Source organism: Streptomyces nidicola (genome assembly GCF_050106155.1).
In the GTDB taxonomy this organism is placed as follows: domain Bacteria; phylum Actinomycetota; class Actinomycetes; order Streptomycetales; family Streptomycetaceae; genus Streptomyces.
In genome coordinates this window covers 9229694-9255710 of record NZ_JBNBPI010000001.1, presented here as the reverse complement: position 1 = coordinate 9255710, position 26017 = coordinate 9229694, and the positions used below count along the sequence as shown (strand labels likewise).

General features: G+C 71.6%; 22 protein-coding genes. 16 read left to right on the top strand and 6 right to left on the bottom strand.

The genetic code is table 11. The annotated features are described in order from the left end of the window. Positions 1-135 precede the first annotated feature (135 nt). Positions 136-687 (top strand): DinB family protein, encoded by a 552-nt coding sequence (locus ACOKM3_RS41730; RefSeq protein ID WP_426906520.1) that lies wholly within the window; start codon positions 136-138, stop codon positions 685-687. Here the strand turns inward: ACOKM3_RS41730 and ACOKM3_RS41725 are convergent. Next, positions 647-1945, bottom strand: a complete 1299-nt coding sequence (locus tag ACOKM3_RS41725) for an MFS transporter (RefSeq protein ID WP_426907030.1) — start codon at positions 1943-1945, stop codon at positions 647-649. The two genes, ACOKM3_RS41730 and ACOKM3_RS41725, sit on opposite strands and share 41 nt — an antisense overlap. Before the next feature lie 386 nt (positions 1946-2331). Here ACOKM3_RS41725 and ACOKM3_RS41720 point away from each other — a divergent pair, with 386 nt between their 5' ends. From ACOKM3_RS41720 to ACOKM3_RS41710, 3 genes are read left to right on the top strand one after another with little or no spacing between them, the layout of a single operon-like run. Continuing rightward, on the top strand, positions 2332-3621 hold the full coding sequence (locus ACOKM3_RS41720; protein WP_426906519.1) for a glucarate dehydratase family protein: 1290 nt from the start codon (positions 2332-2334) through the stop codon (positions 3619-3621). A 49-nt stretch (positions 3622-3670) separates the two neighbouring features. After that, positions 3671-4489: a cyclase family protein gene (locus tag ACOKM3_RS41715; protein ID WP_426906518.1), complete on the top strand. Its 819-nt coding sequence runs from the start codon at positions 3671-3673 to the stop codon at positions 4487-4489. 2 nt (positions 4490-4491) lie between these two features. Next, a complete protein-coding gene (locus tag ACOKM3_RS41710) occupies positions 4492-6144 on the top strand; it encodes a thiamine pyrophosphate-binding protein (RefSeq protein ID WP_426906517.1) in 1653 nt (550 codons plus the stop codon). A gap of 324 nt (positions 6145-6468) precedes the next feature. Here the strand turns inward: ACOKM3_RS41710 and ACOKM3_RS41705 are convergent, their stop codons facing one another. Beyond that, entirely contained in the window at positions 6469-7362 is an 894-nt protein-coding gene (locus tag ACOKM3_RS41705) for a LysR family transcriptional regulator (RefSeq protein WP_426906516.1), read from the bottom strand. A gap of 179 nt (positions 7363-7541) precedes the next feature. On the opposite strand from ACOKM3_RS41705, the gene ACOKM3_RS41700 reads away from it, so the two are divergent. The 10 genes from ACOKM3_RS41700 to ACOKM3_RS41655 all read left to right on the top strand — a co-directional run bounded on the left by ACOKM3_RS41700 (position 7542) and on the right by ACOKM3_RS41655 (position 18609). Further along, on the top strand, positions 7542-8792 hold the full coding sequence (locus ACOKM3_RS41700) for an MFS transporter (protein WP_426906515.1): 1251 nt from the start codon (positions 7542-7544) through the stop codon (positions 8790-8792). Positions 8793-9008: 216 nt separating this feature from the next. Then, positions 9009-10031: a LacI family DNA-binding transcriptional regulator gene (locus tag ACOKM3_RS41695; protein ID WP_426906514.1), complete on the top strand. Its 1023-nt coding sequence runs from the start codon at positions 9009-9011 to the stop codon at positions 10029-10031. Between the two features lie 121 nt (positions 10032-10152). Next, positions 10153-11445: an ABC transporter substrate-binding protein gene (locus ACOKM3_RS41690; RefSeq protein WP_426906513.1), complete on the top strand. Its 1293-nt coding sequence runs from the start codon at positions 10153-10155 to the stop codon at positions 11443-11445. Beyond that, complete coding sequence (locus tag ACOKM3_RS41685) at positions 11442-12332, top strand: carbohydrate ABC transporter permease (protein ID WP_426906512.1); 891 nt, start codon at positions 11442-11444, stop codon at positions 12330-12332. Before ACOKM3_RS41690 ends, ACOKM3_RS41685 begins: the two co-directional genes overlap by 4 nt. A 1-nt stretch (position 12333) precedes the next feature. Beyond that, a complete protein-coding gene (locus ACOKM3_RS41680) occupies positions 12334-13194 on the top strand; it encodes a carbohydrate ABC transporter permease (protein ID WP_426906511.1) in 861 nt (286 codons plus the stop codon). 8 nt (positions 13195-13202) lie between these two features. Continuing rightward, complete coding sequence (locus tag ACOKM3_RS41675) at positions 13203-14279, top strand: glycoside hydrolase family 130 protein (RefSeq protein WP_426906510.1); 1077 nt, start codon at positions 13203-13205, stop codon at positions 14277-14279. Beyond that, positions 14276-15496 carry a Gfo/Idh/MocA family protein gene (locus tag ACOKM3_RS41670; RefSeq protein WP_426906509.1) on the top strand — a complete coding sequence of 407 codons (1221 nt, stop codon included), beginning with the start codon at positions 14276-14278 and terminating at the stop codon, positions 15494-15496. Before ACOKM3_RS41675 ends, ACOKM3_RS41670 begins: the two co-directional genes overlap by 4 nt. Continuing rightward, on the top strand, positions 15493-17070 hold the full coding sequence (locus ACOKM3_RS41665; RefSeq protein ID WP_426906508.1) for a glycoside hydrolase family 13 protein: 1578 nt from the start codon (positions 15493-15495) through the stop codon (positions 17068-17070). Before ACOKM3_RS41670 ends, ACOKM3_RS41665 begins: the two co-directional genes overlap by 4 nt. Before the next feature lie 175 nt (positions 17071-17245). Continuing rightward, on the top strand, positions 17246-17761 hold the full coding sequence (locus ACOKM3_RS41660; protein WP_426906507.1) for a hypothetical protein: 516 nt from the start codon (positions 17246-17248) through the stop codon (positions 17759-17761). Positions 17762-17874: 113 nt separating this feature from the next. Continuing rightward, positions 17875-18609 carry a dienelactone hydrolase family protein gene (locus tag ACOKM3_RS41655; RefSeq protein ID WP_426906506.1) on the top strand — a complete coding sequence of 245 codons (735 nt, stop codon included), beginning with the start codon at positions 17875-17877 and terminating at the stop codon, positions 18607-18609. Positions 18610-18666: 57 nt separating this feature from the next. Here the strand turns inward: ACOKM3_RS41655 and ACOKM3_RS41650 are convergent, their stop codons facing one another. Continuing rightward, positions 18667-19887: a 4-hydroxybenzoate 3-monooxygenase gene (locus ACOKM3_RS41650; protein WP_426906505.1), complete on the bottom strand. Its 1221-nt coding sequence runs from the start codon at positions 19885-19887 to the stop codon at positions 18667-18669. A 15-nt stretch (positions 19888-19902) separates the two neighbouring features. Continuing rightward, on the bottom strand, positions 19903-21705 hold the full coding sequence (glsA, locus tag ACOKM3_RS41645; protein WP_426906504.1) for a glutaminase A: 1803 nt from the start codon (positions 21703-21705) through the stop codon (positions 19903-19905). A gap of 83 nt (positions 21706-21788) precedes the next feature. On the opposite strand from glsA, the gene ACOKM3_RS41640 reads away from it, so the two are divergent. Beyond that, positions 21789-22367, top strand: a complete 579-nt coding sequence (locus tag ACOKM3_RS41640; RefSeq protein WP_426906503.1) for a DinB family protein — start codon at positions 21789-21791, stop codon at positions 22365-22367. 4 nt (positions 22368-22371) lie between these two features. On the opposite strand, the gene ACOKM3_RS41635 is transcribed toward ACOKM3_RS41640, so the two are convergent. Continuing rightward, entirely contained in the window at positions 22372-24171 is a 1800-nt protein-coding gene (locus tag ACOKM3_RS41635; RefSeq protein WP_426906502.1) for a sugar phosphate isomerase/epimerase and 4-hydroxyphenylpyruvate domain-containing protein, read from the bottom strand. Positions 24172-24226: 55 nt separating this feature from the next. Next, on the bottom strand, positions 24227-25129 hold the full coding sequence (locus ACOKM3_RS41630) for a shikimate dehydrogenase (RefSeq protein ID WP_426907029.1): 903 nt from the start codon (positions 25127-25129) through the stop codon (positions 24227-24229). 158 nt (positions 25130-25287) lie between these two features. Between ACOKM3_RS41630 and ACOKM3_RS41625 the strand changes: the two genes are divergently transcribed. Then, positions 25288-25953: a TetR family transcriptional regulator gene (locus ACOKM3_RS41625; RefSeq protein ID WP_426906501.1), complete on the top strand. Its 666-nt coding sequence runs from the start codon at positions 25288-25290 to the stop codon at positions 25951-25953. Positions 25954-26017 lie beyond the last annotated feature (64 nt).

Below are 26017 nucleotides of genomic sequence, written 5' to 3'. Positions count from 1 at the left end.
GGGAATCGAGCGGCGCACGAGGCGAACGCAGGAAATGGACGCGGGAAAGCGAACTAGGACACCATCCGACCTACTTGCTGGCTACCGTGACGGAACCGAACACCAAGCGGGCATTCCACGCGAGAGGCGAACACCATGACCACCAGCGAGCCGACCACCCAGGCCCCCACCGCCGCCGTCACCGGCGAACGCGCCGACATCCTCGAGTCGTTGGCCAAGCAGCGGCACTTCCTGGCCTTCACCACGCGGGACCTGACGGACGACCAGGCCCGGCAGCGGACCACGGCGAGCGAGCTGTGTCTCGGCGGTCTGATCAAGCACGTCACCGAGGTGGAGCGCAGCTGGGTGGGCTTCATGCTCGAAGGCCCGTCCGCCATGCCGGACTTCTCGGCGATGACCGAGGAGGACTTCGCCGCCCGGGCGGACACCTTCCGACTGCTGCCCGACGAGACGCTGGCCGGTGTGCTCGCCGACTACGAGAAGGCCGCGGCCGCGACCGACGAGCTGGTGGCGACCGTGCCCGACCTGGACCGCAGGTGGCCGCTGCCGAAGGCCCCTTGGAACGAGCCGGGCGCGGAGTGGTCCGTGCGCCGGGTCCTGATGCACCTCGCCGCCGAGACCGCGCAGCACGCGGGCCACGCGGACATCATCCGCGAGTCGCTGGACGGCTCGAAGAGCATGGGCTAGCACTCTCCCGGTCCTCACCGTCACGGCGTGCTCGCGTGGGCGCGCCGTGATTGCGGATGAGGGCCACGCCTATGAGGGCGAGGAGCGAGGCCGCGGAGAGGGTGTAGAGGCCGCCGTTGGTGCTGCCCGTGGAGTCCTTGAGGTAGCCGAAGAGGGTCGGTGAGACGAAGCCGCCCAGATTGCCCAGTGAGTTGACGAGGGCCAGGCCCGGAGCGGCGATCTTCACGTCCAGGCCGTGCTGGGCCATCGGCCAGAACACACCAGCGGCCACCTTGCCACCTACCGCGGCCAGAGTGATCGCGACCAGCCCGAACCAGGGCGATCCGAGGGTTGCCAGGAACGTGCCGAGAGCCGACAGGACCAGCGCCGCGGCCAAGTAGGGGCGCCGGTCGGGGAGTCGGTCGGTGAAGTGGTTGGTGGTGTACATCGCGATGACGGCGCAGATCCACGGGATCGCGGAGAGCAGCCCGACCTGGAAGGGCGACAGTCCGCCGATCTCCTCCACGAGGCTCGGCAGCCAGAAGGTGATGGCGTAGCCGGTCAGCGCCATGGCGAAGAACACGCCCGTCAGCGCGGCGACCTGCCCCCGGAAGAGGAGCTTGATGCCGCTGGTGCCGGGGGCACGGGTGCGCTCCTGCCGGTCGCTCTCGACCGCCGAGCTCAGCGCCTCCTTCTCCTCGTCGGACAGCCAGCGGGCGTCACGGATGCGCGAGACGAGGAAGAAGCCGGCGAAGATGCCGAACACGATCGAGAAGCCGCCTTCGAGCGCGAACATCCAGCGCCATCCGGCGATGCCTCCGATGCCGTGCATCTCCAGGAGGGCCCCGGTGATCGGCCCGGTCACGATGTACGCGGTGGCCGAACCGCCCAGGAAGATCGCGCTGGCCTTGCCCCGGTGGGAGTTCGGCAGCCACTGGGTGAAGTACAGCATGACGCCGGGAAAGAACCCCGCCTCGGCGACGCCGAGCAGGAAGCGCAGCCCGTAGAAGGCCCACACGTCGTGGATGAAGCACATCCCGAGGATCACGGCGCCCCACGTGATCATGATCCGGGTGAGCCAGACACGTGCGCCGAGCCGCTCGAGGAGCATGTTGCTGGGCACCTCGAACAGGGCGTAGCCGATGAAGAACAGGCCGGCGCCCAGGCCGTACGCGGTGGCGCTGACGCCGACGTCCGCGCGGAGGTCGTCCTGGACGAAGCCCACGTTCGTCCGGTCCATCTGGTTGATCACCAGCATCAGGACGAGCACGGGCAGCATTCTGGTCAGGAACTTCCTGACCGCACGCTGCTCAGCGGTACGTTCGGCCGCCGCCGCGGCCCTTTCGGCCCGGGTCTTCCACTTGAACGGTTGCACGGCCATGCGGGCTCCCAAGTCTGGTGCCTCGTGGGGACGTTGGTTCGCGTTTCTGAATGCTGATCAAGATCGTGGGCACCCTACGGACCGACCGGCACAGCGTCAATGGATCACGCAGAACCAGGGATTCACGCACGTGAAAGGCCTTGTCACACCGCCTGGCCGAGTCCTGGGCATCGGTAGGGCTGTTCATGGATACGAATCATGTGCTCTGATCTGAATGATCGTCGCTCCCGCGAACAGACCATCGGACAGCCACGCACAGACCACCGGACAGAAGGGCCCGAGGCATGAAGTCGTCCACCGCTCCCCCGGATACCGCTCCCCCGGACGCCGGCAGCCGCATCCGTGAGCTGATCGTCACGCCCATCGCCTTCGCGGACCCTCCCCTGCTCAACGCCGACGGGGTGCACGAGCCCCTCGCGCTGCGCTGCGTCCTCCAACTCGTCCTGGAGGACGGCACGGTCGGGTTGGGGGAATCGCCCGGCGGCAGCGCGCGGCTCGCCCGGCTGGAGCGGGCCGCGAAGATACTGCCGGGCCGGGACGTCTTCGACACCACGGCCCTGTGCGCCGCCGTCGACGGCGCGCTGAGGGCGGACGTACCGAGCGCGCACGAGCGCGGCTGGACCACCTCGGCGATCGAGGTGGCCTGCCTCGACGCACAGGGCAAGCTCACCGGCCGCCCGGTCAGCGACCTCCTGGGCGGTGCGGTGCGCGACAGCGTGCCCTTCGCCGGATATCTCTTCTACAAATGGGCCCGGCACCCCGCCCTCGACGGACGCCCGGCGATCGCGGACGAGTGGGGGGAAGCGCTCACTCCGGACGGCATCGTCGCGCAGGCGCGGCGCATGCGGGAACTGTACGGATTCGAGTCCTTCAAGCTCAAGGGCGGCGTCTTCGCGCCCGACGAGGAGATCGCGGCCGTCGAGGCGCTGCGCGACGCCTTCCCGGACGCGCCGCTGCGCCTGGATCCGAACACGGCCTGGACGGTGGAGACTTCGGCGTATGTGGCCGACCGCCTCGCCGGCACCCTCGAGTACCTGGAGGATCCGACCGGGACCATCGCGGGCATGGCCGAGGTGGCCCGCAGGTCCCCCATGCCGCTGGCGACCAACATGTGTGTCATCGCCTGGGAGCATCTGCGCCCGGCCGTGCGGGAGGACGCCGTCCAGGTCCTGCTCACCGACCACCACTACTGGGGCGGACTGCGCCGCACCCGCGAACTCGCCGCGGTTTGCGAGGCGTTCGGGCTCGGCCTTTCCATGCACTCCAATTCCCACCTGGGCATCAGCCTCGCCGCGATGACGCACGTCGCCGCTTCACTGCCTCGCCTGGACCACTCCTGCGACACCCATTACCCGTGGAACGCCGCCAGCGACATCGTGGAGCCGGGCGTTCTGAAGCTGGAGAACGGGGCGGTTCGCGTGCCCACGGGGCCCGGTCTCGGTGTCACCCTCGACCGTGACGCGCTGGAACGGATGCACCGCGTCTATCTGGAGTCCGGCATCCGGGACCGCGACGACTCCGGCTACATGCGCCGTGTCCAGCCGGACTTCCGGCCGGGACTGCCCCGTTGGTGACCGCGCCCGGCCATTGGCTCGGGCGGCACAAGCGTCGATGATGATGACCATGACTTCAGCACCGAACACACCCGGCGTGGGGAACGCGTCGACGCTCGATCTGGCGGCGGCGCTCGCCACCGGCTCCGTCCGCGTCGTCGACCTCACGGCGCCCCTCTCCTCCGGGACGCCGATCCTTCCACTGCCCGAACCGATGCACCCGATACCCCACTTCGAGCTGGAGCGGCTCAACGACTGGGACGATCCCGGGGAGATCTCCTTCCAGAACCACATCCACACCGGCGAGCACGTGGGCACCCACTTCGACGCCCCGGTGCACTGGTCGTCCGGGCGTGACCTGGAGGACGTGGGCAGCGTGCCGGCGACGCGACTCGTGGGGCCCGCCGCGGTCGTGGACAAGTCGGCCGAATGTGCCAAGGACCCCGACTACCTGCTCGGCCTCGACGAGTTGAAGGCGTGGGAGCGTGAGCACGGCGCGCTGCCCGAGGGCGGCTGGCTGGTGTACCGCACCGGGTGGGACACCCGCTCCGACGACCAGGCCTCGTTCCTCAACGCCGACGACAACGGCCCGCACACCCCGGGCCTCACCCCGGAGTGCGCCCGCTACCTGGCCGAGGAGACCGGCATCGTGGGGATCGGCGTGGAGACCGTCGGCACGGACGCGGGTCAGGCGTTCCGCTTCGAACCGCCCTTCCCCGTCCACCACTTCATGCTCGGCAACGGCAAGTACGGCGTGACGCAGCTGCGGGGCGTCGGGGAGCTTCCGCCGGTCGGCGCGGTGCTGGTGGTCGCACCGCTGCGCATCGTCGGCGGCTCCGGCAGCCCCGCGCGCGTCCTGGCGCTGACGCCCGCCACGGAAGGCAAGTGAGCATGCTCGTACGGGAAGCCATCGGCCGCGAACTCCACCGGCTGGGTGCGCGCACCGCGTTCGGCGTGGTGGGCAGCGGCAACTTTCATGTCACGGGCGCGCTCGTCGCCGCGGGCGCGCGGTTCGTCGCGGCGCGGCACGAGGGTGGCGCGGCGGTCATGGCGGACGCGCACGCCCGCACCAGCGGCGAGGTCACCGTCCTCTCCGTGCACCAGGGCTGCGGCTACACCAACTCCCTCACCGGGGTGGCCGAGGCCGCGAAGAGCCGTACTCCGCTGCTGGTCGTGACGGCGGAGGCGACCGAGCGGACCTCGAACTTCTACGTCGACCAGCCGGCCATCGCCGAGGGCGTCGGGGCGGTGTCGGCGCGGGTCCGCTCCGCGCGCACAGCGCTGGACGACGTCACCCGCGCGTTCCGGCTGTGCGCCGAGGAGCGCCGCACGGTGGTCCTCAACGTCCCCATCGACGTACAGGACGAGGCGCTGCCCGAGGACGCCGTGGCGCCGCGGCGCCGCCCGGCCCCCGGCCTGCCGCGTCCGGCCGCCGCCGATGCCGAGGGCTTCGCCGAGCTGCTGCGCCGCGCCGAGCGCCCGGTGTTCGTGGCGGGTCGCGGTGCCCGTTCCGGCGAGGCCGGGGAGGCGATCGCGGCGCTCGCCTCGCGGACGGGCGCGCTGCTGGCCACGTCCGCGGTGGCGCGGGGGCTGTTCAACGGGCGGCCGGGCGAGGAGTGGTGCCTGGACGTGGCGGGCGGTTTCGCCACGCCGCTGGCCGCCGAACTCATCTCGGGCGCCGATCTGATCGTGGGCTGGGGCTGCGCCCTGAACATGTGGACCATGCGGCACGGGCGCCTCATCGCGGACACCGCGAAGGTGGTCCAGGTGGACGTCGACCGCGACGCCCTCGGCCGCACCCGCGACATCGACCTGGGCCTGTGGGGCGGCGTCACTGAGACGGCGCACGACGTGGCCGCGGTCCTGGCGGACGATCCCGCGGCGAGCGGCTATCGCACGCCGGACGTCGACAAGCGGCTGGCCGCCGAGGGCAGTTGGCCACAGATTCCGTTCGAGGACGGCACGGGCGACGGCCGCATCGACCCCCGTGCACTGACCCTCGCGCTCAACCGCATGCTTCCGGCCGAGCGCACCGTGGCCGTCGACTCGGGCAACTTCATGGGCTACCCGAGCATGTACCTCGACGTGCCCGACCAGTACGGGCTGTGCTTCACGCAGGCGTTCCAGTCGATCGGCCTCGGCCTGTCGACGGCGATCGGTGCGGCGCTCGCCCGGCCCGAGCGGCTTCCGGTGGCGGCCTGCGGCGACGGTGGTTTCCTCATGGGCGTCTCGGAGTTGGAGACGGCCGTGCGCCTCGGCCTGCCGCTCCTGGTGGTGGTCTACAACGACGCCATGTACGGGGCCGAGGTCCACCACTTCGGCCACCCCGCAGAGGCGGCGGACCTGTCCACGGTCACGTTCCCCGACACCGACATCGCGGCGCTCGCCCGCGGCCACGGCTGCGCGGCCCTGACCGTGACGGGGCCGAAGGACCTGGACCCGCTGGCCGAGTGGCTCGCCGCCCCCGACCGGCCGATGGTGATCGACGCCAAGACGACGCGGGGCGAGGGCTCTTGGTGGCTTCAGGAGGCGTTCGGCCACTGACGCCCGCCCGGCACGCACGGGAAGAACAGCAGCGACCCCCGCCGGAAATCGCTTCCGAACATCGGCGGGGGCCACCCACGAGGAAGCACGGCTCCCCTTCGCGCGCTTCCTCGTCTGTTCCGTCCAGTGACGCCGCGGGACCGCGGGAGGAAGCCCCAGCAGGCGCACCTCGGACGGAGGACCACAGTCGCGTTGTCGGCGATGCGACTGTGGCGTCTTCTACCAAGTTGCCCGGGGACCAGGGGCGTTGAAGAGGGTAACCCCCTTCGGCGTATCCAAACGTATGGCACATGCCAGAGGCGTCTCAAGTCCTCGTTTGCGCCGTCATGCGATGGTGTCGGCCGAATCCCGCAGCAGGTCGGTAAGCGCGCGGGCCGCCGCGCTCGGCGGGCGGTCCGCCGGGGTCGCGAGGTACAGCGACCAGCCGAGGTCCGCGTCCGTGACCGGCAGGACGGCCAGGCCGTGCGCGGTGTCGGCGAGGAAGCGCGGCACCAGGGCGACGCCCAGGCCCGCCCTGACGTAGTCGGCGCTGGTGGCGAGGTCCGTGATCTCGATGGTGACGTGGCGCGGGACGCCCGCCGTGGCGAAGGCACGGTCGGCGACGGAGCGGTTGCCGTAGCCGACGGGACAGTCGATGAACCGCAGCCCGGCCAGTTCGCGGATCGCCACGCCGTCACGCCCGGCGAGCGGATGGTCGGCCGGCACCACGAGGTCGAGCGTCGATCCGGCCAGCGGCGTCAGCTCGACCTCGGCGGGACTTGCCCCCGGCAGGGAGACGAGGGCAAGGTCGAGACGGCGTTCCGCGAGCGCCGTGAGATGCCCCTGGGATCCGGTCGGCGCGACGGTGATCTGCACCTGGATGCCCGGATGGCGACGGTGGAACTCGCCCAGCAGTCCCGGCAGATCGATCAGCCGGATCGACGTGAGGGTGCCCAGGCGCAGGGTGCCGCGCAGCGCGCCCCGCACCTCGGCCACCGCGTCCGCCGCGTCGCGCGCGGCCTCCAGGACGATCCGGGCGCGCGGCAGCAGCGCCCGCCCCTCGTCGGTCAGCAGCACCCGCTTGGAATTGCGGTCGAGCAGCCGCGCGTCCAGTTCCCGCTCCAGCGTTTTGACTGCGGCGGAGACCGCGGACTGGACGATGTGCAGACGGGCCGCCGCGCGCGTGAAGTTCTGCTCCTCCGCGACGGCCACGAAGTACTCGAGATGACGTAGTTCCACTCGTCGACTATCGCAGCAACCATCTGTCTTCGCGATCGTCACCAGCGCAAAGATTCGTTGGACGTGATGGCTGTGCAGGCGGACAGTGGAGTCTGCCCACCCGCACCTGGCCGACCCACACCCGGCCCACCCGCACCTGGCCCACCCGCCCCTCCTCCAGTCGAAGGGACCCCTGCCGCATGGCCACGCCGACGCGCGTCCGCACCCCGTCCCACTCCCCCACCGCCCGGCCCGCCGCCGGTTCGCGCCGGCACGGCATCGGCTTCTGGATCGTGGCGCTCGCCTTCCTCACGTCGATGGCGTTCTCGACGGTGCCCACCCCGCTGTATCCGCTGTACGAGGAGCGGGACGGCTTCTCGACCTTCATGGTCACCATCGTCTTCGCGGTGTACGCGGTGGGCGTCGTGGTCAGCCTGATGCTGGCCGGGCACGTGTCGGACTGGGTGGGGCGCAAGAAGATCCTGCTGCCGGCACTCGGGCTGGAGTTCGTCGCCGCCCTGCTGTTCCTGTCGAGTCCGGAGCTTCCGGTCCTGCTCGTCGGCCGGTTCGCGTGCGGTCTCGGCATCGGCATGCTCAGCGCGACGGCCACCGCCCACCTGGCCGAACTGCACGCCGCGCACCGTCCTGACGCCTCCCCGGGGCGGTTCGAGACGGTGTCGACGGCCGCCAACATCGGCGGCCTGGGCCTCGGCCCGCTGGTCTCCGGGTTCCTCGCGCAGTACGTGACGGCTCCGCTGCGGCTGCCGTATCTCGTGTTCGCCGTCCTCCTCGCGGTCGTGGCGGTCGCCCTGTCCCGCACTCCGGAGACCGTGCGCGAACTGCCGGTCAGGCCGCGCTACCGGCCGCAGCGGGTGAGCGCCGACCATGGCGACCGCGCGGGTTACGTGGCCGCGGCGGCCGGCGCGTTCGCGTCGTTCGCGGTGTTCGGCTTGTTCTCGTCGATCGCCGCCGGGTTCGTCGCGAACACTTTGCACCACCCGTCGCACCTGCTGGCCGGGGCGATCTCGTTCCTGGTGTTCGGGGGCGCGGCCCTCGCCCAGATCCTCACCAACCGCCTCGCGCCGCGGACGAAGTCGACGCTGGGGCTGCTCGCGGAGGGCGCGGGCTTCGTCACGCTCGTCGTCGGGATGCACACCGCCGACCTCGCCACGTTCCTGGCGGGTGGCGCGGTCGCGGGCGTCGGGGCGGGGCTGCTGTTCAAGGCGGCGGTCGGGGCCGTGGTCGCGATGGCGGCGCCCGCGCGGCGCGGCGAGGCGCTCGCGGGCCTGTTCCTGGTCGCCTACTCGGGGCTGAGCGGTCCGGCCGTCCTCCTTGGCGTCGCCACGCTCTCGCTCACGGCGACCTCGGCGATGACCTGGTTCGCCATGGTCATCTTCGCCCTCCTGACGACGGTCGCCGTGCTCAACCGCCGCTCGCACGGCGGTCGTTGAGCGACGCAGGCACGACAAGCCTTGACCGTCGCTCGAACGGCAGGCGTTGAGCGACACCAAGACACCACCAGCGCCAACCCACCTCGCAGCGACGCAGATCACATCGGCCAACCTCTTGACGCCTCCACGTTCAAACCGGTTTAGTCAACGCCGTTCGGCCGTTCAAACCGGTTTGAACGTCCATCCGGAGGCCGCCCTCAAGGAGTTGCGCACGCCATGGCCCGCAAGCCCACCATCGCGGACGTCGCACGCCACGCCGGGGTCTCCCGCGCCACCGTCTCCTTCGCCCTCAACGACCGCCCCGGCATCGCGGAGGACACCAAGACCCGCGTGCTCGCGGCGGCCGCCGACCTCGGGTGGACGCCGAGCCGCCAGGCCCGCGCCCTCTCGCTCGGCAAGGCAGGAGCCTTCGGCCTCGTCCTGACCCGCGAACCGGAACAGATCGGGGCAGACCTCTTCTTCCCGGCGTTCATCGCGGGCGTCGAGGCCGTCATCGGGCAGCGCGGCGACGGCCTGATGGTGCACGTGACCACGCCCGAGCAGGAGCAGGGCGTGTACGAGCGCCTCGCGGCCGAGCGCCAGGTCGACGGCGTACTCCTCACGGACCTCAGGCACGACGACCCGCGCCCCCCGCTGATGCGCCGGCTCGGCCTGCCCGCCGTGGTGGTGGGCCAGCCCGAGTGGGGCGGCGGCCTGCCCACGGTCAGCCTGGACGACGAGCCCGCCTACTCCGCGGCGGTCCGCCGTCTCGCCGACCTCGGCCACCGGCGCATCGCGCACGTCGAGGGCCCCCGCGAGTTCCGGCACGCGCACCGGCGCCGCCTCGCCTGGGAGCAGGCGCTGCGCGACCTGGGCCTGCCCGAGGGCCCGGTGCTGCCGGGCGGGTTCAGCGCCGAGGGCGGTGCGCGGGCCACCCGTGAGCTGCTCGCGCTCGACACCCCGCCGACCGCGATCGTCTACGGCAACGACCTGGCCGCGATGGCCGGGCTCTCGGTCGCCCAGGAGCTGGGTGTGCCGGTGCCCGAGCGGCTCTCGGTCGTCGGCTACGACGACGCGCCCCTGACCCGCTACAGCTATCCGCCGCTCTCCTCCGCACGCGCGGACGCCCGTGGTTGGGGCGAGGCCGCGGCCCGCGCCCTGGACGCCGTGCTCGCAGGCGACGAGGGCGCGGCGCACGTGGCGCTGCCGCCCGCCGAGTTCATTCCCCGTGCGTCGATCGGTCCCGCCCCGCGCGACTGAGTCCGCACAGCGGAGCGACAAAGCAACAAGGCGACAGAGCAACAGACTTCGGGCCGCGCCGTGCGCGGACCGGGAATTGCGCACGGCGACGAGGCCGCGCGTGAACAGTTCGGAGATCATCATGCTGAGGAGAACGGCGTCCTCGCTGCTCGTGCTCGCGCTCGCGGGAACGGCGACAGCCTGCGGCCGGGCCGCCCCCGACGCGAACGTCGCCGCCGACGCGCGCGGACCGATCACGGTCTGGCTGTCCAACAACGCCCAAGAAGTGCAGTGGGGCAGGCAGATGGTGGCCGCGTGGAACAAGCGCCATCCCGATCAGCACGTCACCGCCCAGCAGATTCCTGCGGGCAAGACGTCCGAGGAGGCGATCAGCGCCTCGATCATCGCGGGCACGACGGCGTGTCTCGCCTTCAACACCTCGCCCGCGGCGGTGCCGACGTTCCAGAAGCAGAACGGGCTCGTCCCACTCGACGACTTCCCCGGCGGCACCTCGTACGTCACCGGGCGCAGCGGCGGCCTCGCCGACCAGTACAGGTCGCCGGACGGGAAGTTCTACCAGCTGCCCTGGAAGAGCAACCCGGTGATGATCCTCTACAACAAGAAGCTGTTCAAGAAGGCCGGCCTCGATCCGGAGCACCCGAAGCTCGCCACGTACGAGGAGTTCCTGAAGACCTCCCGCACGCTGGTGCGCAGCGGCGCCGCGAAAGCGGCGATCTGGCCCTCGCCGTCGAGTGACTTCTTCCAGCCCTGGTACGACTTCTATCCCGCGTTCGCCGCGCAGAGCGGCGGCAAGCAGCTGATCGAGGACGGCAAGCCGCAGTTCGACTCCGCGGCCGGACGCCAAGTGGCTTCCTTCTGGCGGAAGTTGTACGCCGAGAAGCTGGCGCCGCAGGAGGCGTACCCGGGCGACGCCCTCAATGACGGGAAGGCCGCGATGGCCACGGTCGGACCGTGGGCCGTCTCCGCGTACAAGAACAGCGTGGACATCGGTGTCGCCCCGGTGCCGACCTCCGACGGCGGCAGCGGCAAGCACTCCTTCAGCGACGAGAAGTCGGTGGCGATGTTCAGCGCGTGCAAGAACCGGGCGACGGCCTGGGATCTGCTCAAGTTCGCGACGTCGAGCGTGCAGGACGGCAGGTTCCTGGAGACGACCGGCCAGATGCCGATGCGCGAGGACCTGACGAAGCGCTACGCCGGCTACTTCGCCGAGCACCCCACGTACAGGGCCTTCGCCGACCAGGCGGAGCGCGTCGTCGAGGTGCCGAACGTGCCGGGCTCGGTCGACATCTGGCAGGCCTTCCGCGACGAGTGGACGAAGTCGGTCGTCTTCGGCCGCGAGTCCACGCGCGCGGGCCTGCGCAACGCCTCGTCCGAGATCACCGACCTGCTGAACGAGTACGGAGACGCGTCATGAGCGTGAACCTCGAGAAGGGCCACCGGCGGTCCCGGATCGGCGCCCTGTTCGTCTCCCCGTACGTGCTGTTCCTGCTCGTCGTCTTCGCGATCCCGCTGGTCTACACGGTGTGGATGTCCTTCCACCGCTTCTACTTCACGGCTCCCGGCACGGACGTGGACGCGCCGTGGGTGGGCCTGTCCAACTACAAGGACGTGTTCACCGACCCGGTGGTCGGCCGGGCGTTCCTCAACATCCTGATCTTCCTGGTCATCAACGTGCCGCTGACCGTGGGCCTCTCGCTGGTCCTGGCCGCCGCGCTGAACGCGAAGATGCGGGGCCGGGCGTTCTTCCGCGCCGCGTTCTACCTCCCGTACGTCACCGCGAGCGTCGCGCTCGTCGCGGTGTGGCAGTTCCTCTTCGGCCAGGACGGCTTTGTCAACCATCTGCTCGGCTCGCACGCGCCGGATCCGTCGTGGCTGGTCAACTCGCATCTCGCGATGCCGATGATCGCCGTCTTCGTGACGTGGAAGCAGCTCGGCTTCTTCGTGATGCTGTACCTGGCCGCGCTGCAGAACGTCGGCAAGGAGCTGTACGAGGCGTCCGCGATGGACGGGGCGGGCAAGGTGCGGCAGTTCTTCTCGGTGACCGTGCCGGGCGTACGTCCCGCGACGACGCTGGTCGTCATCTACGCGATCATCACCGGCGCCAACATGTTCAGCGAGCCCTATCTGCTGACCGGGGGCGGCGGGCCGGACCACGCGTCCACGTCGCCGGTGCTGCTCATGTACCAGAAGGGCATCGAGCAGGGGCATCCCGATGTCGCGGCCGCGCTCGGCGTCGTGCTCATCGCGTTCGTCATGGTCGTCTCGCTCGCCGCCCGCAAGCTCACCGAGAGGGGCAACTGACATGAGTGCCACCACCCCGTCGGCGTCCCGCCGCTCCGGCTTCGGCGGCAAGGCCCTGCGCTACGTACTGCTGTCGCTGGGCGCGGTCGTCTTCCTGTTCCCCTTCTACTACATGGTCGTGGGCTCGCTGCGGAAGGTCACGGTCGGCGATCTGTCGGCGGCCGTGCCCTCCGGCCTGACCGGCGCCAACTACGCGGCGATCAACAGCACGATCTCGCTGGGCCGTTCGCTGCTGAACTCCGGGATCATGACGATCGGCGTCCTCATCTGCACGCTCGTCTTCGGTGTGCTGGCCGGGTACGCGCTCGCGGTGCTGAAGTTCCGCGGCAAGGGCGCCGTGTTCGGGGCGCTGTTGCTGGTGCAGATGATCCCGTTCCAGCTGCTCACGCTGCCGCTGTACGTCCTCGTGGTCCGCGACTACGGGCTCGGCGACAACTACCTCGGCATGATCCTGCCGTTCGCGATCAACTCCACGGCCGTCTTCCTGTTCCGGCAGTTCTTCTCGCAGATGCCGCAGTCCCTGTTCGAGGCGGCGCGCATCGACGGCGCGAGCGAGCTGCGGATCCTGTGGAGGATCGCGCTGCCGATGGCCAAGCCGGCCATCCTGACCGCGCTGCTCCTGACGTTCATCGGGCCGTGGAACGAGTTCCTGTGGCCGTTCCTCGTCACCAAGAACGCCGACATGCAGCCCCTCGCGGTCTCCCTCGCGAGCTTCCTCTCCAATCTTCAGGGCACGGTCGCCAACCCGGCGGGCGCCCTGCTGGCCGGCGCGTGTGTGCTGGCCGTCCCCGCGGTGGTCCTGTTCCTCGTGTTCCAGCGCCACTTCACCTCCACCGACATCGACTCCGCTACCAAGGGCTGAATCCGCACATGAGCAACACCACCAACACCACGATCCCCTACCGCATGGTCCGCAAGGGTGTGGTCATGTCGCCCCTCGCCGGTGAGGCGAACGAGGTCGAGGGCGTCCTCAACCCGGCCGCAGGACGCACCCCCGACGGCACGCTGCACCTCCTGCCCCGCCTCGTCTCCGAGGGCAACGTCTCCCGCGTCGGCCTCGCCGAGGTCACCTTCGACGAGCAGGGCGTGCCGAACGGTGTCGAGCGCCGCGGCGTCGTTCTCGCCCCCGACGAGGGCTGGGAGCGCGGCAAGAACAACGCGGGCGTCGAGGACCCCCGCATCACGTGGGTCCCCTCGCTCGGCAAGCACGTCATGTCGTACGTCGCCTACGGCCCGCTCGGCCCGAAGCCCGCGCTCGCCGTCTCCGAGAACCTCACCGAGTGGACGCGCCTCGGCCCCATCCAGTTCGCGTACCAGGCCGACCTCGACACCGACCTCAACCTCTTCCCGAACAAGGACGTCGTCCACTTCCCCGAGCCGGTCCCGGCCCCCGACGGCGAGCTGTCGTACGCGATGCTGCACCGCCCGATGTGGGACCTCGGCTGGTTCCGCGAGGGCGAGGGCGTGCACCTGCCCGCCGGTGTCACCGACGAGCGGCCCGGCATCTGGATCTCGTACGTGCCGGTCAAGGAGGTCGAGGCCGACATCCGCGCCCTCGTCCGCCCGCGTCAGCACACGCTGGTCGCGCTGTCCGAGTACGAGTGGGAGTCCCTGAAGATCGGCGGCGGCCCGGCCCCGATCCGCGTGCCCGAGGGCTGGCTGCTCATCCACCACGGCGTCTCCGGCACCATCGAGGACCCGTGGGCGCAGAACCAGAAGGTGTCGTACGCGGCGGGCGCGATGATCCTCGACCCGGCCGACCCGTCGAAGGTCCTCGCCCGCTCCGACCAGCCGCTGATGGCCCCCGAGACGGAGGAGGAGATGTCCGGCACCGTCCCGAACGTCGTCTTCCCGACGGCGATCGAGGAGATCGACGGCGAGCTGTACGTCTTCTACGGCATGGCCGACGCCCACATCGGCGTGGCTCTCCTGGAGCGCACCGCATGACACCTCCTCCCCTGGGCATCGGCCTGGTCGGCTGCGGCGGCTTCGCCGAGTTCGTCCTCGACGCCGTCGCCGGGCTGCCGGGCCTGCGCCTGGCGGCGGTCGCCGACCCGTCGCGCGAACGGGCTTCCCGGCTCGGCGCGCGGCACGGCGTCCCGGCTCTCGGCTCCCTCGACGAGTTGCTCGAACGGGACGACGTCGCGGCGGTGTTGATCGCCACGCCGCCCGCCACCCATGCCGCGATGGCCACCCAGGCGCTGCGCGCGGGGCGCCACCTCTTCTGCGAGAAGCCCCTCGCGACCACGACGGAGGACGCGGCGTCCGTCGCCGACGAGGCGCGCCGCGCGGGGCGTGTCCTGGTCGTGGACCATGTGCTGCGCTACAACCCGCTGCTGCGGGCGGTCCAACGGCTCACCGAGCGGGAGCTGCTCGCGCCCGTCCGCCGGTTCCTGTTCGAGAACGACGCCGCAGACGAGGACCTCGGCCCCGACCACTGGTTCTGGGACCCGGCGCACTCCGGTGGCATCTTCGTCGAGCACGGCGTCCACTTCTTCGACGCGGCGCGGGCGCTGCTCGGCACGGACCCGCTGAGCGTGCGGGCCACGGCGGTGGCGCGTCCCGGCGGGCCGGTGGACATGGTGAGTGCGGACGTCGTGCACCCCGGCGGCGTCCTCGCCTCCCACCTGCACTCCTTCACCCACGCGCACCGCGCCGAGCGGCAACTCATGCGCCTGGACCACGGGTTCGAGGAGACACGGATCACCGGCTGGATCCCCGCCTACGCGGAGATCTCGGCGTGGACCGACGAGGCGGGCGCCCGCCGCTGGGAGCAACTGCCGCTCCAGCTCGGCCCGTTGCTGACGGTCGGCGGCTTCGAACCGCACGGCGACGAACAGCTCACGGTCCACGTCGAACGCGACGCCGGACCGGCCACGCCCGCCCGTGGGCGCGGCGAGCGGCGCAGCGCGCCGCACCACGTCCACGTCGTCATCGACCTCGGCGGCGAGGCCCGCAAGCCGTACGTGTACGCGCAGAGCGTGCGCGCCGCGATGGCCGACCTCGTACGGGCGGTGCGCGAAGGCACCCCGCCGGCGGCGGACGCCCGCAGCGGCTTCGGCGCGGTGGCGGTCGCCGAGGCGGCCACGGTCGCCGCCGCGACGGGCCGCGAACAGCCGGTCCTGCCCGCGTTCCCGTGGGCTTCGGAAGGAGTCGTCGCATGAGCTGGTGGCAGGACATGGTCTGCTACGAGGTGTACCCGCGGGCCTTCGCCGACTCCGACGGCGACGGAGTCGGGGACCTGCGCGGGCTGACCGAACGCCTCGAACACATCAAGGACCTGGGCGCGGACGCGGTGTGGTGCACGCCGTTCTATCCGTCGCCGCTGGCCGACGGCGGCTATGACATCGCCGACCACACGGGCGTCGCCCCGGACCTCGGGACGACCGCCGACGTCGACGAACTCACCGCACGGGCCCACGCGTTGGACCTGAAGTTCATCGTGGACCTGGTCCCGAACCACACCTCCGACCGGCACCCCTGGTTCCTGGAGGCGCTGGCCGCCGGGCCCGGGTCGGCGGAGCGGGAGAGGTATCTGTTCCGGCCCGGCCGGGGCCCAGGCGGTGAACTGCCGCCCAACGACTGGCAGTCGGCGTTCGGTGGGCCCGCCTGGACGCGGGTCGCGGACGGCGAGTGGTACTGCCACCTGCACGCGGCCGAGCAGCCCGACCTCAACTGGCGCAATCCGAAGGTGCGCGACGCCTTCGCGGACGTGCTGCGGCACTGGCTCGACCGGGGCGTGGACGGGTTCCGGGTGGACGTGGCGCACGCCCTGTTCAAGGCGGAGGGCCTGCCGGACGCGGGCCCGGGGCAGCACACCGACCCGCTGCGCAACCACCTCATGCCCTATTACGACCAGGAGGAGCTCCACCCGCTCTACCGCGAGTGGCGGACCCTGCTCGACACGCATCCCGCGCCGCCTGGTGCGGTGGCGCCCGAGGACCGGGTGATGGTCGCGGAGTCGGCGGTCTTCGACCCGGCCCGGCTCGGCCGCTACATCCGCCCCGACGAGATGCACCAAGCCTTCAACTTCGCCTTCCTGGAGGCCTCGTGGGACGCGGCGGAGCTGCGCGAGGTGATCGACGGTTCGTTCGCGGTGCCCGGCTCCGCGGTGACCTGGCTGCTCTCCAGCCATGACGCGCCACGGCCCGTCACCCGGCACGGCTCCCTTGCGCGCGCCCGCGCGGCCGCGCTGCTCATGCTGGCGCTGCCCGGATCCGCGTATCTCTACCAGGGCGAGGAGCTGGGCCTTCCGCAGGCGTTCGTGCCCGACGACCGCATCCTCGACCCGCTGTGGGAACGCTCCGGCCACACCGAGCGGGGCCGTGACGGCGCGCGCGTCCCGTTGCCCTGGTCCGGCACGGCGGCGCCGTACGGCTTCAGCAGCGCGGCACCCGAGGCGACCTGGCTGCCGCAGCCCGACGACTGGGCGCAGCTCACGGTGGCCGCGCAGCAGGCGGACCCGGGCTCGACGCTCGCCCTGTACCGGCGGGCGCTCAGGCTGCGCCGCATCCACCCGGCGCCGGATCCCGCGGCGCCCCCGCAGTGGCTCTCCGCGCCCGGCGCGTCCCATCTCTCCTTCCGCCGCGGGAACTTGGTGTGCGTGGTGAACCTTGCCGAGCAGCCACTCCCCCTCTCCGCCCTCGGCCTCACCGGCCCTCCGCTCCTCACCAGCGGCCCCCTCACAGCGGGCGCGCTGCCGAAGGACACGGCCGCGTGGCTGGTGTCCCCGGCCTGAGCGCGGATGGCGACTGCCACTGACGGGGCGACTGCCCCACCCCGCACAGATTCCGGCATGTGCCACCAGCGAAGTCCGCTGCCGACACAGCAGCCATGGCCAGACCTTCACGGAACGAGTCCAAAGGATTGATGAATCCGCTGACCAGACAGGGCAGTTGACGTATGGTCACCCAATGGACGGAGCGCAGTGGTTGGCCTCCTGTCACCGAAAGCCGAGCGAGGCATATGCCGCATGGGAGCAGTCGCCGTTTCTGGCGAAGCTCCCGGCGGGCCGCGACTGGGACGCGTTACGCGTGCAGCAGCCGCTCGGTCTGACGGTGCTGTGGGAGCTTGGCGAGGAGGCGGACGCCGTGCCGGTGCTCGAGGAGCACGCCAAGCCACGCCCGGTGTTCTACATCCTCACGCGCCCCGACCCGGCGGGCGCCTCGGTGGCCTGGCCGGAGACGGAGGACGTGCGGCTGCTCACCGCGGGTGAGGACCTGTGCATGCCGTCCCCGGACGCCGACGGCATCACGGGCGTGCGCCACCACTCGTTCCTGTGGCGCACCCCGCCGGACGGCAGCGGCAAGCTGGTCGACCCCGAGCTCCTGCGCACCGCCCTGAAATCGGCCCTCGATCCCGGCCGGCAGGCCGAGCGGATAAGGGCGGCCCGCGCCGTCTTCTGGGCGAGCAAGCGGCACAGCCACTGAGCACCACACCCCCTGGACACCCCGCGCGAAGAGCCGTCGCGGCGGACAACTGTACTGTGCACGGGTATCGGTTGTTCCAGGAAGGATGATCCGCCATCGCCACCAGCAAGACAGTGCAGATACCCACCGCGGACGGCCGGGCCGACGCCTTCGTCGCCTCCCCCGACGACGGCGCGCGGCACCCGGGCGTACTGCTCTACATGGACGCCTTCGGCGTGCGGCCCGTGATCGAGGAGCTGGCCCGCGAGCTGGCCGGGCACGGCTACTACGTGCTCGTGCCCAACGTCTACTACCGGCGCGGGGCCTCGCCCGTCGTCGAGCTTCCCGAGTACATCAGCGAGGAGAACCGGCCGGAGATCTTCGGCAAGTTGTTGCCGCTGATCCAGGAGCACACGGCCGAGCGCGCCCTGAGCGACGCCGATGCCTTCGTCGACTTCCTCACGGCCCAGCCCGAGGTCGCCGATGGCCCGATCGGCACGACCGGCTACTGCATGGGCGCCGCCCTCGCGCTGCGCACCGCCGCGGCCCGTCCCGACCGGGTCGGCGCCGTCGCCGGTTTCCACCCCGGCATGCTCGTCACCGACGCCCCCGACAGCCCGCACCTCGCTGCCGACAAGGTCACCGCCCGTGTGCACCTGGGGCTCGCCGAGGGCGATCTGAAGCCCGAGGCCGTCGCCGAGCTCAACAAGTCCTTCGAGACCGCGGGCGTCGAACACTCCATCGAGCTCTACCCCGGCAGCGTCCACGGCTTCACGATGGCCGACACCTCCGCCTTCTCCGCGGAGGCGCTGAAGCGCCACTGGGACCGGCTGCTGCCGCTCCTCGACGGCGCCCTGCGGGCCGGCTGAGAGCGCGACGCGCCGTAAGGGCGCGGAGGCCGGTCGTCGGCGTCGCCGCGCCCTTACTCAGTACCCCTCCGCCGACCCCAGATACTGCTCCGCGAACGCCGTCGCCGCCGCCCGCGACGTGAACAGACGGCGCAGCCGGGCCAGCGTCGTGCCCGTGCGGAACGGGTCGCCGAACGACGCGCCGTGGTAGACCTCCGACAGCCACTGCGAGAACTCCTGGTAGTCCCATACGCGCCGCAGACAGGCCTCGCCGTACCCCTCGATGCCACTGCTGTCTCCCGCCGCGTGCGCCACGATCGCGTCCGCGAGGAGGAACGCGTCGTGCAGCGCGAGGTTGAGGCCCTTGGCCGCGATGGGGGCGACCAGATGCGCGGCGTCCCCGGCCAGGAAGAGACGCCCGTACGTCATGGGTTCGGTGACGTAGTCGTGCATGTCGAGGACGCGCTTCTCGATCAACTCGCCCTCGGTGAGCGGCGGGGCACCCGCGGCGGCGAGTCGCTTGCGCAACTGCGCCCACACCCGCTCGTGCGACCAGCCCTCCGGATCATCGCCGGGCGGGCACTGCAGGTAGTAGCGGGTGACGTCGGGGCTGCGCGGCATCTGCCCGGCGAAGCCCTCCTCGTGCATGCCGAACAGCACGCGGTCCGTCGACGGCGGCGCCTGGGCGAGCAGCGCCAGCCAGCCGATCCCGTAGTCGTGCCGCGCGACACGGACCCGGCCGGCGGGCAGCGCCTCGCGCGTCGCCCCGCGGGCCCCGTCGCACCCGGCGACGAACTCGCAGTGCAGCACCCGCCGTCGACCGGTGTCGCCGCAGGTGTACGAGACCGATGGACGCCCGCCCTCCAGGTCGTGGAGGCGTACGTCGCGGACACCGAAGCGGATGTCGCCGCCGCGCACGTCGGCGTACTCGCGCACCAGGTCGGTCACGAGCAGCGGCTGCGGGTAGACGAAGTGGTGCTGCCCGGTCAGTTCGGTGTAGCCGAAGCGGTGCCGCTCACCCGCGAAGCGGAACTCGCACTCCGTGTGCCGCTCCGCGCGCTTGAGCAGCTGCGCGGCGAGACCGCGCCGGTCGAGGGCGCGCACCGCCCACTCCTCGATGACACCGGCCCGCGGCCGCCGCTCGATGAACGTACGGCTCTCGCACTCCAGGACCACGCAGTCGACGCCCGCGGCCCGCAGGAGGTTCCCGACGGTGAGTCCGGCGGGGCCAGCGCCGACGATCACCACCGAACTCCGCTGCGACAACGTCGAGTTGGGCCCGGTTTCCGCGTCGGTCATGCGGCCCATTATGGGTCAGGTGACGTCGGCGCGGTCCACCGTCTCCGCGCCCTCCAGCGGCGCCCGCTCCAGGAACGCCACCGCGTCGGGCTCCCGCTCCCGCAGGCGCCGGAAGCCGGCGGCGGTGAGGGTGCGGCAGCGCGTGTCGCGTTCGGCGAGGACCTTGCGGGTGCGGCCGGGCGGGAAGTCGGCGGGCGTCAGGGCCGCGCCCGGGCCCGCCGACCAGGTGCGGCTCGTCGTCACCGTGTCGGCGGTGTCGGCGCACACGGCGAGGCGCCCGGACTCGACGTACCACAGGACGATCCGGTCGAGCGGGGCGGTGCGCGGCGGCGCGACGGACTCGCCCTCGGCGAGGTCGAGGGTGTCGAAGGCCTCGTCGAGGGCGGCGCGCAGACCGGCGTCGGCCTCGCCGAACAGATCGCAGTCGGCGAGCGGCACGGGGACGTCCGGGTCGAGTCCCAGGCCGGTGAGCAGCTCGTCCTCGCAGGCTTCCAGGGCCCGGCCGAGATCGGGGAACTCGTCGGCGGTGCGGGCCAGGGCCTGCCGCTCGTCCGGGTCGGCGAGGACCATGCGCAGGTCACGGGCGCGCAGCGTCTCGGCGAGGCCGCGCAGCAGGTCGGCGGCGACCGGTTCGATGCGGCCGACCCGGGTGAGGTCGAGCACGAACCAGCCGACGGCGTCCGGGAGTTCGAGGGCGGCGCGCACGGTCTGCTCGGCGGTGGCGAAGTCGAGGTCGCCCTGGAGCACGTGGACGCGGATCCGCTGCGCGCGGGCGTCGAGCGCTGCCCGCTGGGCGCGGGTGCGGTGCCGCAGGGAGCGCAGCGGGGTGGCGTGCAGGGAGCGGGGCGGCAGCGGCCTGCGCTCCGGGGCCGAGGCCCGCATCAGGTGCAGGCCGAACTGGTCGGAGATCAGGTGGCAGGCGGCGATGCCGCGCACGCTGTTGCCCTTCTCCTCAAGGGGTGGGCTGAAGACGCCGATGCCGAACTGGCTGGGCAGCGCGACCCCGATCCCGCCGGACACCCCGCTCTTGGCGGGCATCCCGACCCGGAGCATCCACTGCCCCGACGCGTCGTACATGCCGCAGGTGGCCATGACGGCGAGGACGTGCTGGGCGTGCCGGCTCGCGACGACGCGTTCGCCGGTGACCGGGTTGATGCCGCCGCCCGCGAGGGTCGCGTGCATCACGGCGAGGTCGTCGCAGGTGACGAGGACGGAGCACTGGCGGAAGTAGACGGCGAGCTCCGCCTCCACGTCGCCGGTGAGCGAGCCCGCGTTGTGCATGAGGTAGGCGAGGGCGCGGTTGCGGTCGCCGGTGGCGCACTCGGAGGCGTACACGGCCTCGTCGACGGTGAGGGGCCGCCCCGCGAAGGCGCCGAGCCCGTCCAGGATGCGGTCGAAGCGGGCCTTCGGGGTGTCGCCCGCGACGAGCGAACTGGTCACGATGGCACCGGCGTTGACCATCGGGTTCGGTGGCCGCCCCGTGCCGGGTTCGAGGCGGATCGAGTTGAACGCCTCGCCGCTCGGCTCGGCGCCGACCCGCGCCAGGACGTTCTCCAGGCCGTGGTCGGCGAGCGCGAGCGCGAACACGAAGGGCTTCGACACGGACTGCGCGGTGAAGTGGACGTCCGTGTCCCCGCTCCCGTAGACCCGCCCGTCGATGGTGCACAGGCTGAGCCCGAACAGCCGGGGGTCGGCGCGGCCGAGCTCGGGGATGTACGAGGCCGGCTCGCCGTCGTTCAGATCGCGCAGCCGCAGCCGCACGCCGTCGAGGAGTGCGGTCAGCGGGTCGTGAGCGGGCTTTTCCGGCTTGTGTCCCATCTCGTCCATCGAATCGCATGAGGTGCGCCGCTGCCTCCCGAAAACCCCTGTCCGACGCCCGTCCGAGGCAGCAGAGTGTCCCCATGACCGACACCGACCGCAAGAACGATCTGCTCCGCTACCTCCAGGAGGCCCGCGACGCCCTGCTGTGGAAGCTCGACGGGCTCTCCGATTACGACGTGCGGCGCCCGCTGACACCGACGGGCACGAACCTGCTGGGCCTGCTCAAGCATCTGGCCGGGGTGGAGCTGGGTTACCTCTGCGACACCTTCGGCCGGGCGCACGGCGAGCCGCTGCCCGCCCTCGAAGACGCAGCGGAGGACAACGCCGACATGTTCGCGACCGCCGACGAGTCCCGTGAGGAGATCGTCGAGCGCTACCGGCGCGCCTGGACGCACACGGACGCCTCGGTCAGGGAGCTGTCCCTGGACACCGTCGGCACGGTTTCGTGGTGGCCGAAGGAGCGCAATCAGGTCACGCTGCACCACGTTCTGGTCCGGGTCATCTCCGACACGCAGCGCCACGTGGGCCAGGCCGACATCCTCCGTGAGGGCCTGGACGGCCTGATCGGCTACCAGCCGGGCAACGACAGCCTGCCGCCACTGGAGTGGAAGCAGCACCACGCCCGCCTGGAGGAGATCGCGGCGCGCTTCAAGGACTAGTCCTCTAGTTCGGCGCGTGCTGCGCCGCGAGGCGGACCGGGGCGTTCTGTGCCCCGTATCCCTGGTAGCCGTCCTCGCGCTGGGCCAGTTCGAAGAAGACGCGGCCCACGGTGCGGGTGTAGCAGTGGCGGAAGGTGCCGTGGGCGTCGCGGTCGTAGAGGATGCCGAGTTCCTGGTACGTCTCCAGCTCGCCGGGCGCGAACTCGAAGCGCGCCGCCAGGTCGTCGTAGTAGTTGCCCGGCATCGGCAGCAGTTCCCCGCCCGCCGCGCGGAAGCGGCGGGCGGCCGCGACGACGTCGCTGGTGGCGAGGGCGATGTGCTGGGCGCGGTCCTGGTCCTCACCGGGCCCGGGGCCCGCGCCGAGCGCGATGCGGACGGCGCCGTCGGCGGTGGCGACGGCGCGGCTGCGCAGCAGTCCGTACGGGTCGGCGACGTCGACGCTCGCCCGCGGTTCGAGGCCGAGCACGCTGCGGTGGAACAGGGCGGCCTCGTCGAACTGGTGCCAGGGCTGGGTGAGCTGGAGGTGGTCGACGCCGGTGACGTCGGTCTCGGCGGGCCGCTCCCCCGTGGGCTCGAAGTCCCGGATCCAGCTGGGGAGTTCGGGGCGGTCGGTGGCGCAGAAGAAGAGTTCCGTGCCGTCGGGCGCGGCGACGGCGTCGAGGAGTACGTCGCCGGTTCCGCGGCGGCGTGGCAGGACCGGGGCGAGCAGGGCCTCCGCGCGGCGGGCGGCGGCGGCCGGGTCCGGGGACTCCAGGCCGACGGCGGCGAGGACGGTGCCGTCACGGCGGGCGGCGGGCCCGGTGTTGAGGAGCACGCGGGCCTCGCCCTGCTCCCACAGGTCGACCGGCTTGCCGCGGTGGCGTCCCGTGCGGGTGAAGCCGAGGGCGGCGAGGAGGTCGGCGGCCGGGGCGACGTCGGGGGTGACGAGTTCCGTGAAGGCGACTCCGGTGGGTACGACGGGTGCGGGCAGCTCGCCCTGCGCCACGACGTCCTGGACACCCACCGCCTCCTGGAGGGCGAGCAGTGAGCGCAGCGCGTCCACGGCGGCGGGCCCGGCTTCGGCCTGCCGGAACACATCGTTGAAGATCTCCAGCGACAGCGGCCCCTGGTAACCGGCCGCCAGTACGTGCCGCAACAGCCCGGCGACGTCGAGGTCGCCCTGCCCGGGGAAGCAGCGGTAGTGGCGGCTCCACTTCAGGACGTCCATGTCGAGCAGCGGCGCGTCGGCGAGCTGAAGGAAGAAGATCTTGTCGGCGGGGATGTCCTCGATGCCCTTGGGGTGGCTGCCCTTGGCGAGGATGTGGAAGCTGTCGAGACAGGTGCCGAGCGCCGGGTGGTCGGCGGCCTCGATGATGCGCCAGGCATGGTCGTACGTATTGACGTGCCGGCCCCAGGCGAGCGCCTCATAGGCGACGCGGACCCCGAAGTCGCTCGCCCGCTCGGCGAGTTGGCGCAGTTGGTCGGCAGCGAGCGCGTCGTCCCCGATGGAGAGCGGGGAGACGCTGGAGCACACGAGGACGGTGTCGGTGCCGAGGCGCTGCATGAGCCGGAACTTGTGCTCGGCGCGCCGCAGGTTCTGCGCGAACACGTCGGCGGGCACGGCCTCCATGTCGCGCATCGGCTGGTACAGGTCGATGCTCAGGCCGAGGTCGGCGCAGCGGTCGCGGACCTCCTCGGGAGTGAGGGGGCTGGCGAGCAGGTCGTTCTCGAAGATCTCGACGCCGTCGAAGCCCGCGCGGGCGGCCGCGGTGAGCTTCTCGGTGAGCGATCCGCTGAGCGAGACGGTGGCGATGGAGGTGCGCACGGCGGGCTCCTTCAGGGATGTCTTGGGTGGGGTCGGAGATGCGCGGGGTCCGGGATCAGCCTCGGCCCGCCGCCGCGCCCGGCGTGGGCAGCGCCCCCTCCGCCCCGGCGAGTTCGGCGAAGTGGGTGAGCATCCGGGCGGCGTCCGGCTCCCGACCGGTGAAGAGGCGGAACGCGTCGGCCGCCTGGAAGACGGCCATGCCGCCGCCGTCGAGCACGGCGCAGCCCAGGTTGCGTGCGGTGCGCACGAGTTCGGTCTCCAGCGGCCGGTAGACGACCTCGGCGACCCACAGGCCGGGGTGCAGCAGCTCGGCGGGGAACGGGAGGCCCGGGTGGGCGGCCATGCCGGTGGGGGTGGCGTGCACGATGCCGTCGGCTCCGGCGATGTGCGTGGCGAGCTCGTCCATTCCCGCGGGCACCGCGCGGCCCTCGCCGAAGTGCCGGTTCAGGGAGTCGGCGAGGGCGGCGGCCCGCTCCGGCAGCGCGTCGACGAGCACGATACGGCCGGCCCCCAGGGTGAGCACGGCGTGTGCGACGGCGGCGCCCGCTCCCCCGGCGCCGAGCTGGACGACGCGCTCCATGCGGGCCTCGGGCAGCCCGCGGGCGAAGGAGGCGGCGAACCCGGTCACGTCGGTGTTGTGGCCGATGGCGCGGCCGCCGTCGAAGACCACGGTGTTGACCGCGCCGAGCGCCGCGGCCCCCGCCGACAGCTCGTCGAGGTGCTCGATGACGAGCTGCTTGCAGGGGTGCGTGACGTTCAGCCCGTCGAATCCGACGGTGCGGGCGGCCCGCAACAGCTCCCCCACGCCCTCGGGCCGTACGCCGATCTCACCGATGTCGAGCCGCCGGTACAGATACCGCAGGCCCTGCTCGTCGGCCTCCTGCTCGTGAAGGGCCGGGGAGAGCGAGGGCCCGATGCCCTCGCCGATCAGACCGACGAGATAAGAGTCCTTGGGCACGGGGTCCTCCTGGCCGAGCGTCACGCTTAATGTACGAACTGGTTCGTTACTCATATCAAGTCCTACGCCCTCCTGGGAAGGGATGGAAGGGATCAGCGGCAAGGGACTGATCGGAACCGACCCGGAACCGACCCCGGCGCGGCTCCTACAATCACCGGATGACCACTGTCGAAGAGCCGGCGCGCCGCGCGGGACGCATCCGCGACGCGGCCCGCACCAAGGCCGAGATCCTCAAGGTCGCCACGGAGGAGTTCGCCCGCGCCGGGTACACGGGCGCCCGCGTCGACGAGATCGCGGCCCGCACCCGCACCACGAAGCGGATGATCTACTACTACTTCGGCGGCAAGGAACAGCTGTTCACGGCCGTCCTGGAGCGCAGCTACGCGGTGATCCGCGAGGCCGAGCAGGACGCCGACGTGGAGGATCTCGACCCGGTCGCCGCGATCCGGCGGCTCGCCGAGCTGACCTTCGACCACCACGAGCAGCACCCGGACTTCATCCGCCTGGTGAGCATCGAGAACATCCACGACGCCGAGCACATCACGGCGTCCGAGACGATCGGCTCACTCAACTCGCCCGCCATCGACGTGATCGGCCGGATCCTGGAGTCGGGCCGGGCCGAGGGCGTCTTCACGGCGGACGTGGACGCGGTGGATCTGCACGCGATGATCAGCTCCTTCTGCTTCTTCCGGGTCTCCAACCGGCATACGTTCGGCGCCCTGTTCGGCCGCGATCTGACGGCGCAGGACCGCCGCGAGCACTACCGCACAATGCTGGGCGACATGGTCATCGCGTACCTGACCGCGGGCGGCGGCGAGCGCTGACCGGCTCGTACGTCCTCGTCGCAACCTCTTGACAGGCGGGAAACACGGGCGCAACATCGCTGGC

What these genes read in the sequence shown, in the direction of transcription:
- ACOKM3_RS41730 (WP_426906520.1), top strand. Translation starts at nt 136, where the DNA reads ATGACCACCAGCGAGCCGACCACCCAGGCCCCCACCGCCGCCGTCACC.
- ACOKM3_RS41725 (WP_426907030.1), bottom strand. Translation starts at nt 1,945, where the DNA reads ATGCTGCCCGTGCTCGTCCTGATGCTGGTGATCAACCAGATGGACCGG.
- ACOKM3_RS41720 (WP_426906519.1), top strand. Translation starts at nt 2,332, where the DNA reads ATGAAGTCGTCCACCGCTCCCCCGGATACCGCTCCCCCGGACGCCGGC.
- ACOKM3_RS41715 (WP_426906518.1), top strand. Translation starts at nt 3,671, where the DNA reads ATGACTTCAGCACCGAACACACCCGGCGTGGGGAACGCGTCGACGCTC.
- ACOKM3_RS41710 (WP_426906517.1), top strand. Translation starts at nt 4,492, where the DNA reads ATGCTCGTACGGGAAGCCATCGGCCGCGAACTCCACCGGCTGGGTGCG.
- ACOKM3_RS41700 (WP_426906515.1), top strand. Translation starts at nt 7,542, where the DNA reads ATGGCCACGCCGACGCGCGTCCGCACCCCGTCCCACTCCCCCACCGCC.
- ACOKM3_RS41695 (WP_426906514.1), top strand. Translation starts at nt 9,009, where the DNA reads ATGGCCCGCAAGCCCACCATCGCGGACGTCGCACGCCACGCCGGGGTC.
- ACOKM3_RS41690 (WP_426906513.1), top strand. Translation starts at nt 10,153, where the DNA reads ATGCTGAGGAGAACGGCGTCCTCGCTGCTCGTGCTCGCGCTCGCGGGA.
- ACOKM3_RS41685 (WP_426906512.1), top strand. Translation starts at nt 11,442, where the DNA reads ATGAGCGTGAACCTCGAGAAGGGCCACCGGCGGTCCCGGATCGGCGCC.
- ACOKM3_RS41680 (WP_426906511.1), top strand. Translation starts at nt 12,334, where the DNA reads ATGAGTGCCACCACCCCGTCGGCGTCCCGCCGCTCCGGCTTCGGCGGC.
- ACOKM3_RS41675 (WP_426906510.1), top strand. Translation starts at nt 13,203, where the DNA reads ATGAGCAACACCACCAACACCACGATCCCCTACCGCATGGTCCGCAAG.
- ACOKM3_RS41670 (WP_426906509.1), top strand. Translation starts at nt 14,276, where the DNA reads ATGACACCTCCTCCCCTGGGCATCGGCCTGGTCGGCTGCGGCGGCTTC.
- ACOKM3_RS41665 (WP_426906508.1), top strand. Translation starts at nt 15,493, where the DNA reads ATGAGCTGGTGGCAGGACATGGTCTGCTACGAGGTGTACCCGCGGGCC.
- ACOKM3_RS41660 (WP_426906507.1), top strand. Translation starts at nt 17,246, where the DNA reads ATGGACGGAGCGCAGTGGTTGGCCTCCTGTCACCGAAAGCCGAGCGAG.
- ACOKM3_RS41650 (WP_426906505.1), bottom strand. Translation starts at nt 19,887, where the DNA reads ATGACCGACGCGGAAACCGGGCCCAACTCGACGTTGTCGCAGCGGAGT.
- glsA (WP_426906504.1), bottom strand. Translation starts at nt 21,705, where the DNA reads ATGGGACACAAGCCGGAAAAGCCCGCTCACGACCCGCTGACCGCACTC.
- ACOKM3_RS41640 (WP_426906503.1), top strand. Translation starts at nt 21,789, where the DNA reads ATGACCGACACCGACCGCAAGAACGATCTGCTCCGCTACCTCCAGGAG.
- ACOKM3_RS41625 (WP_426906501.1), top strand. Translation starts at nt 25,288, where the DNA reads ATGACCACTGTCGAAGAGCCGGCGCGCCGCGCGGGACGCATCCGCGAC.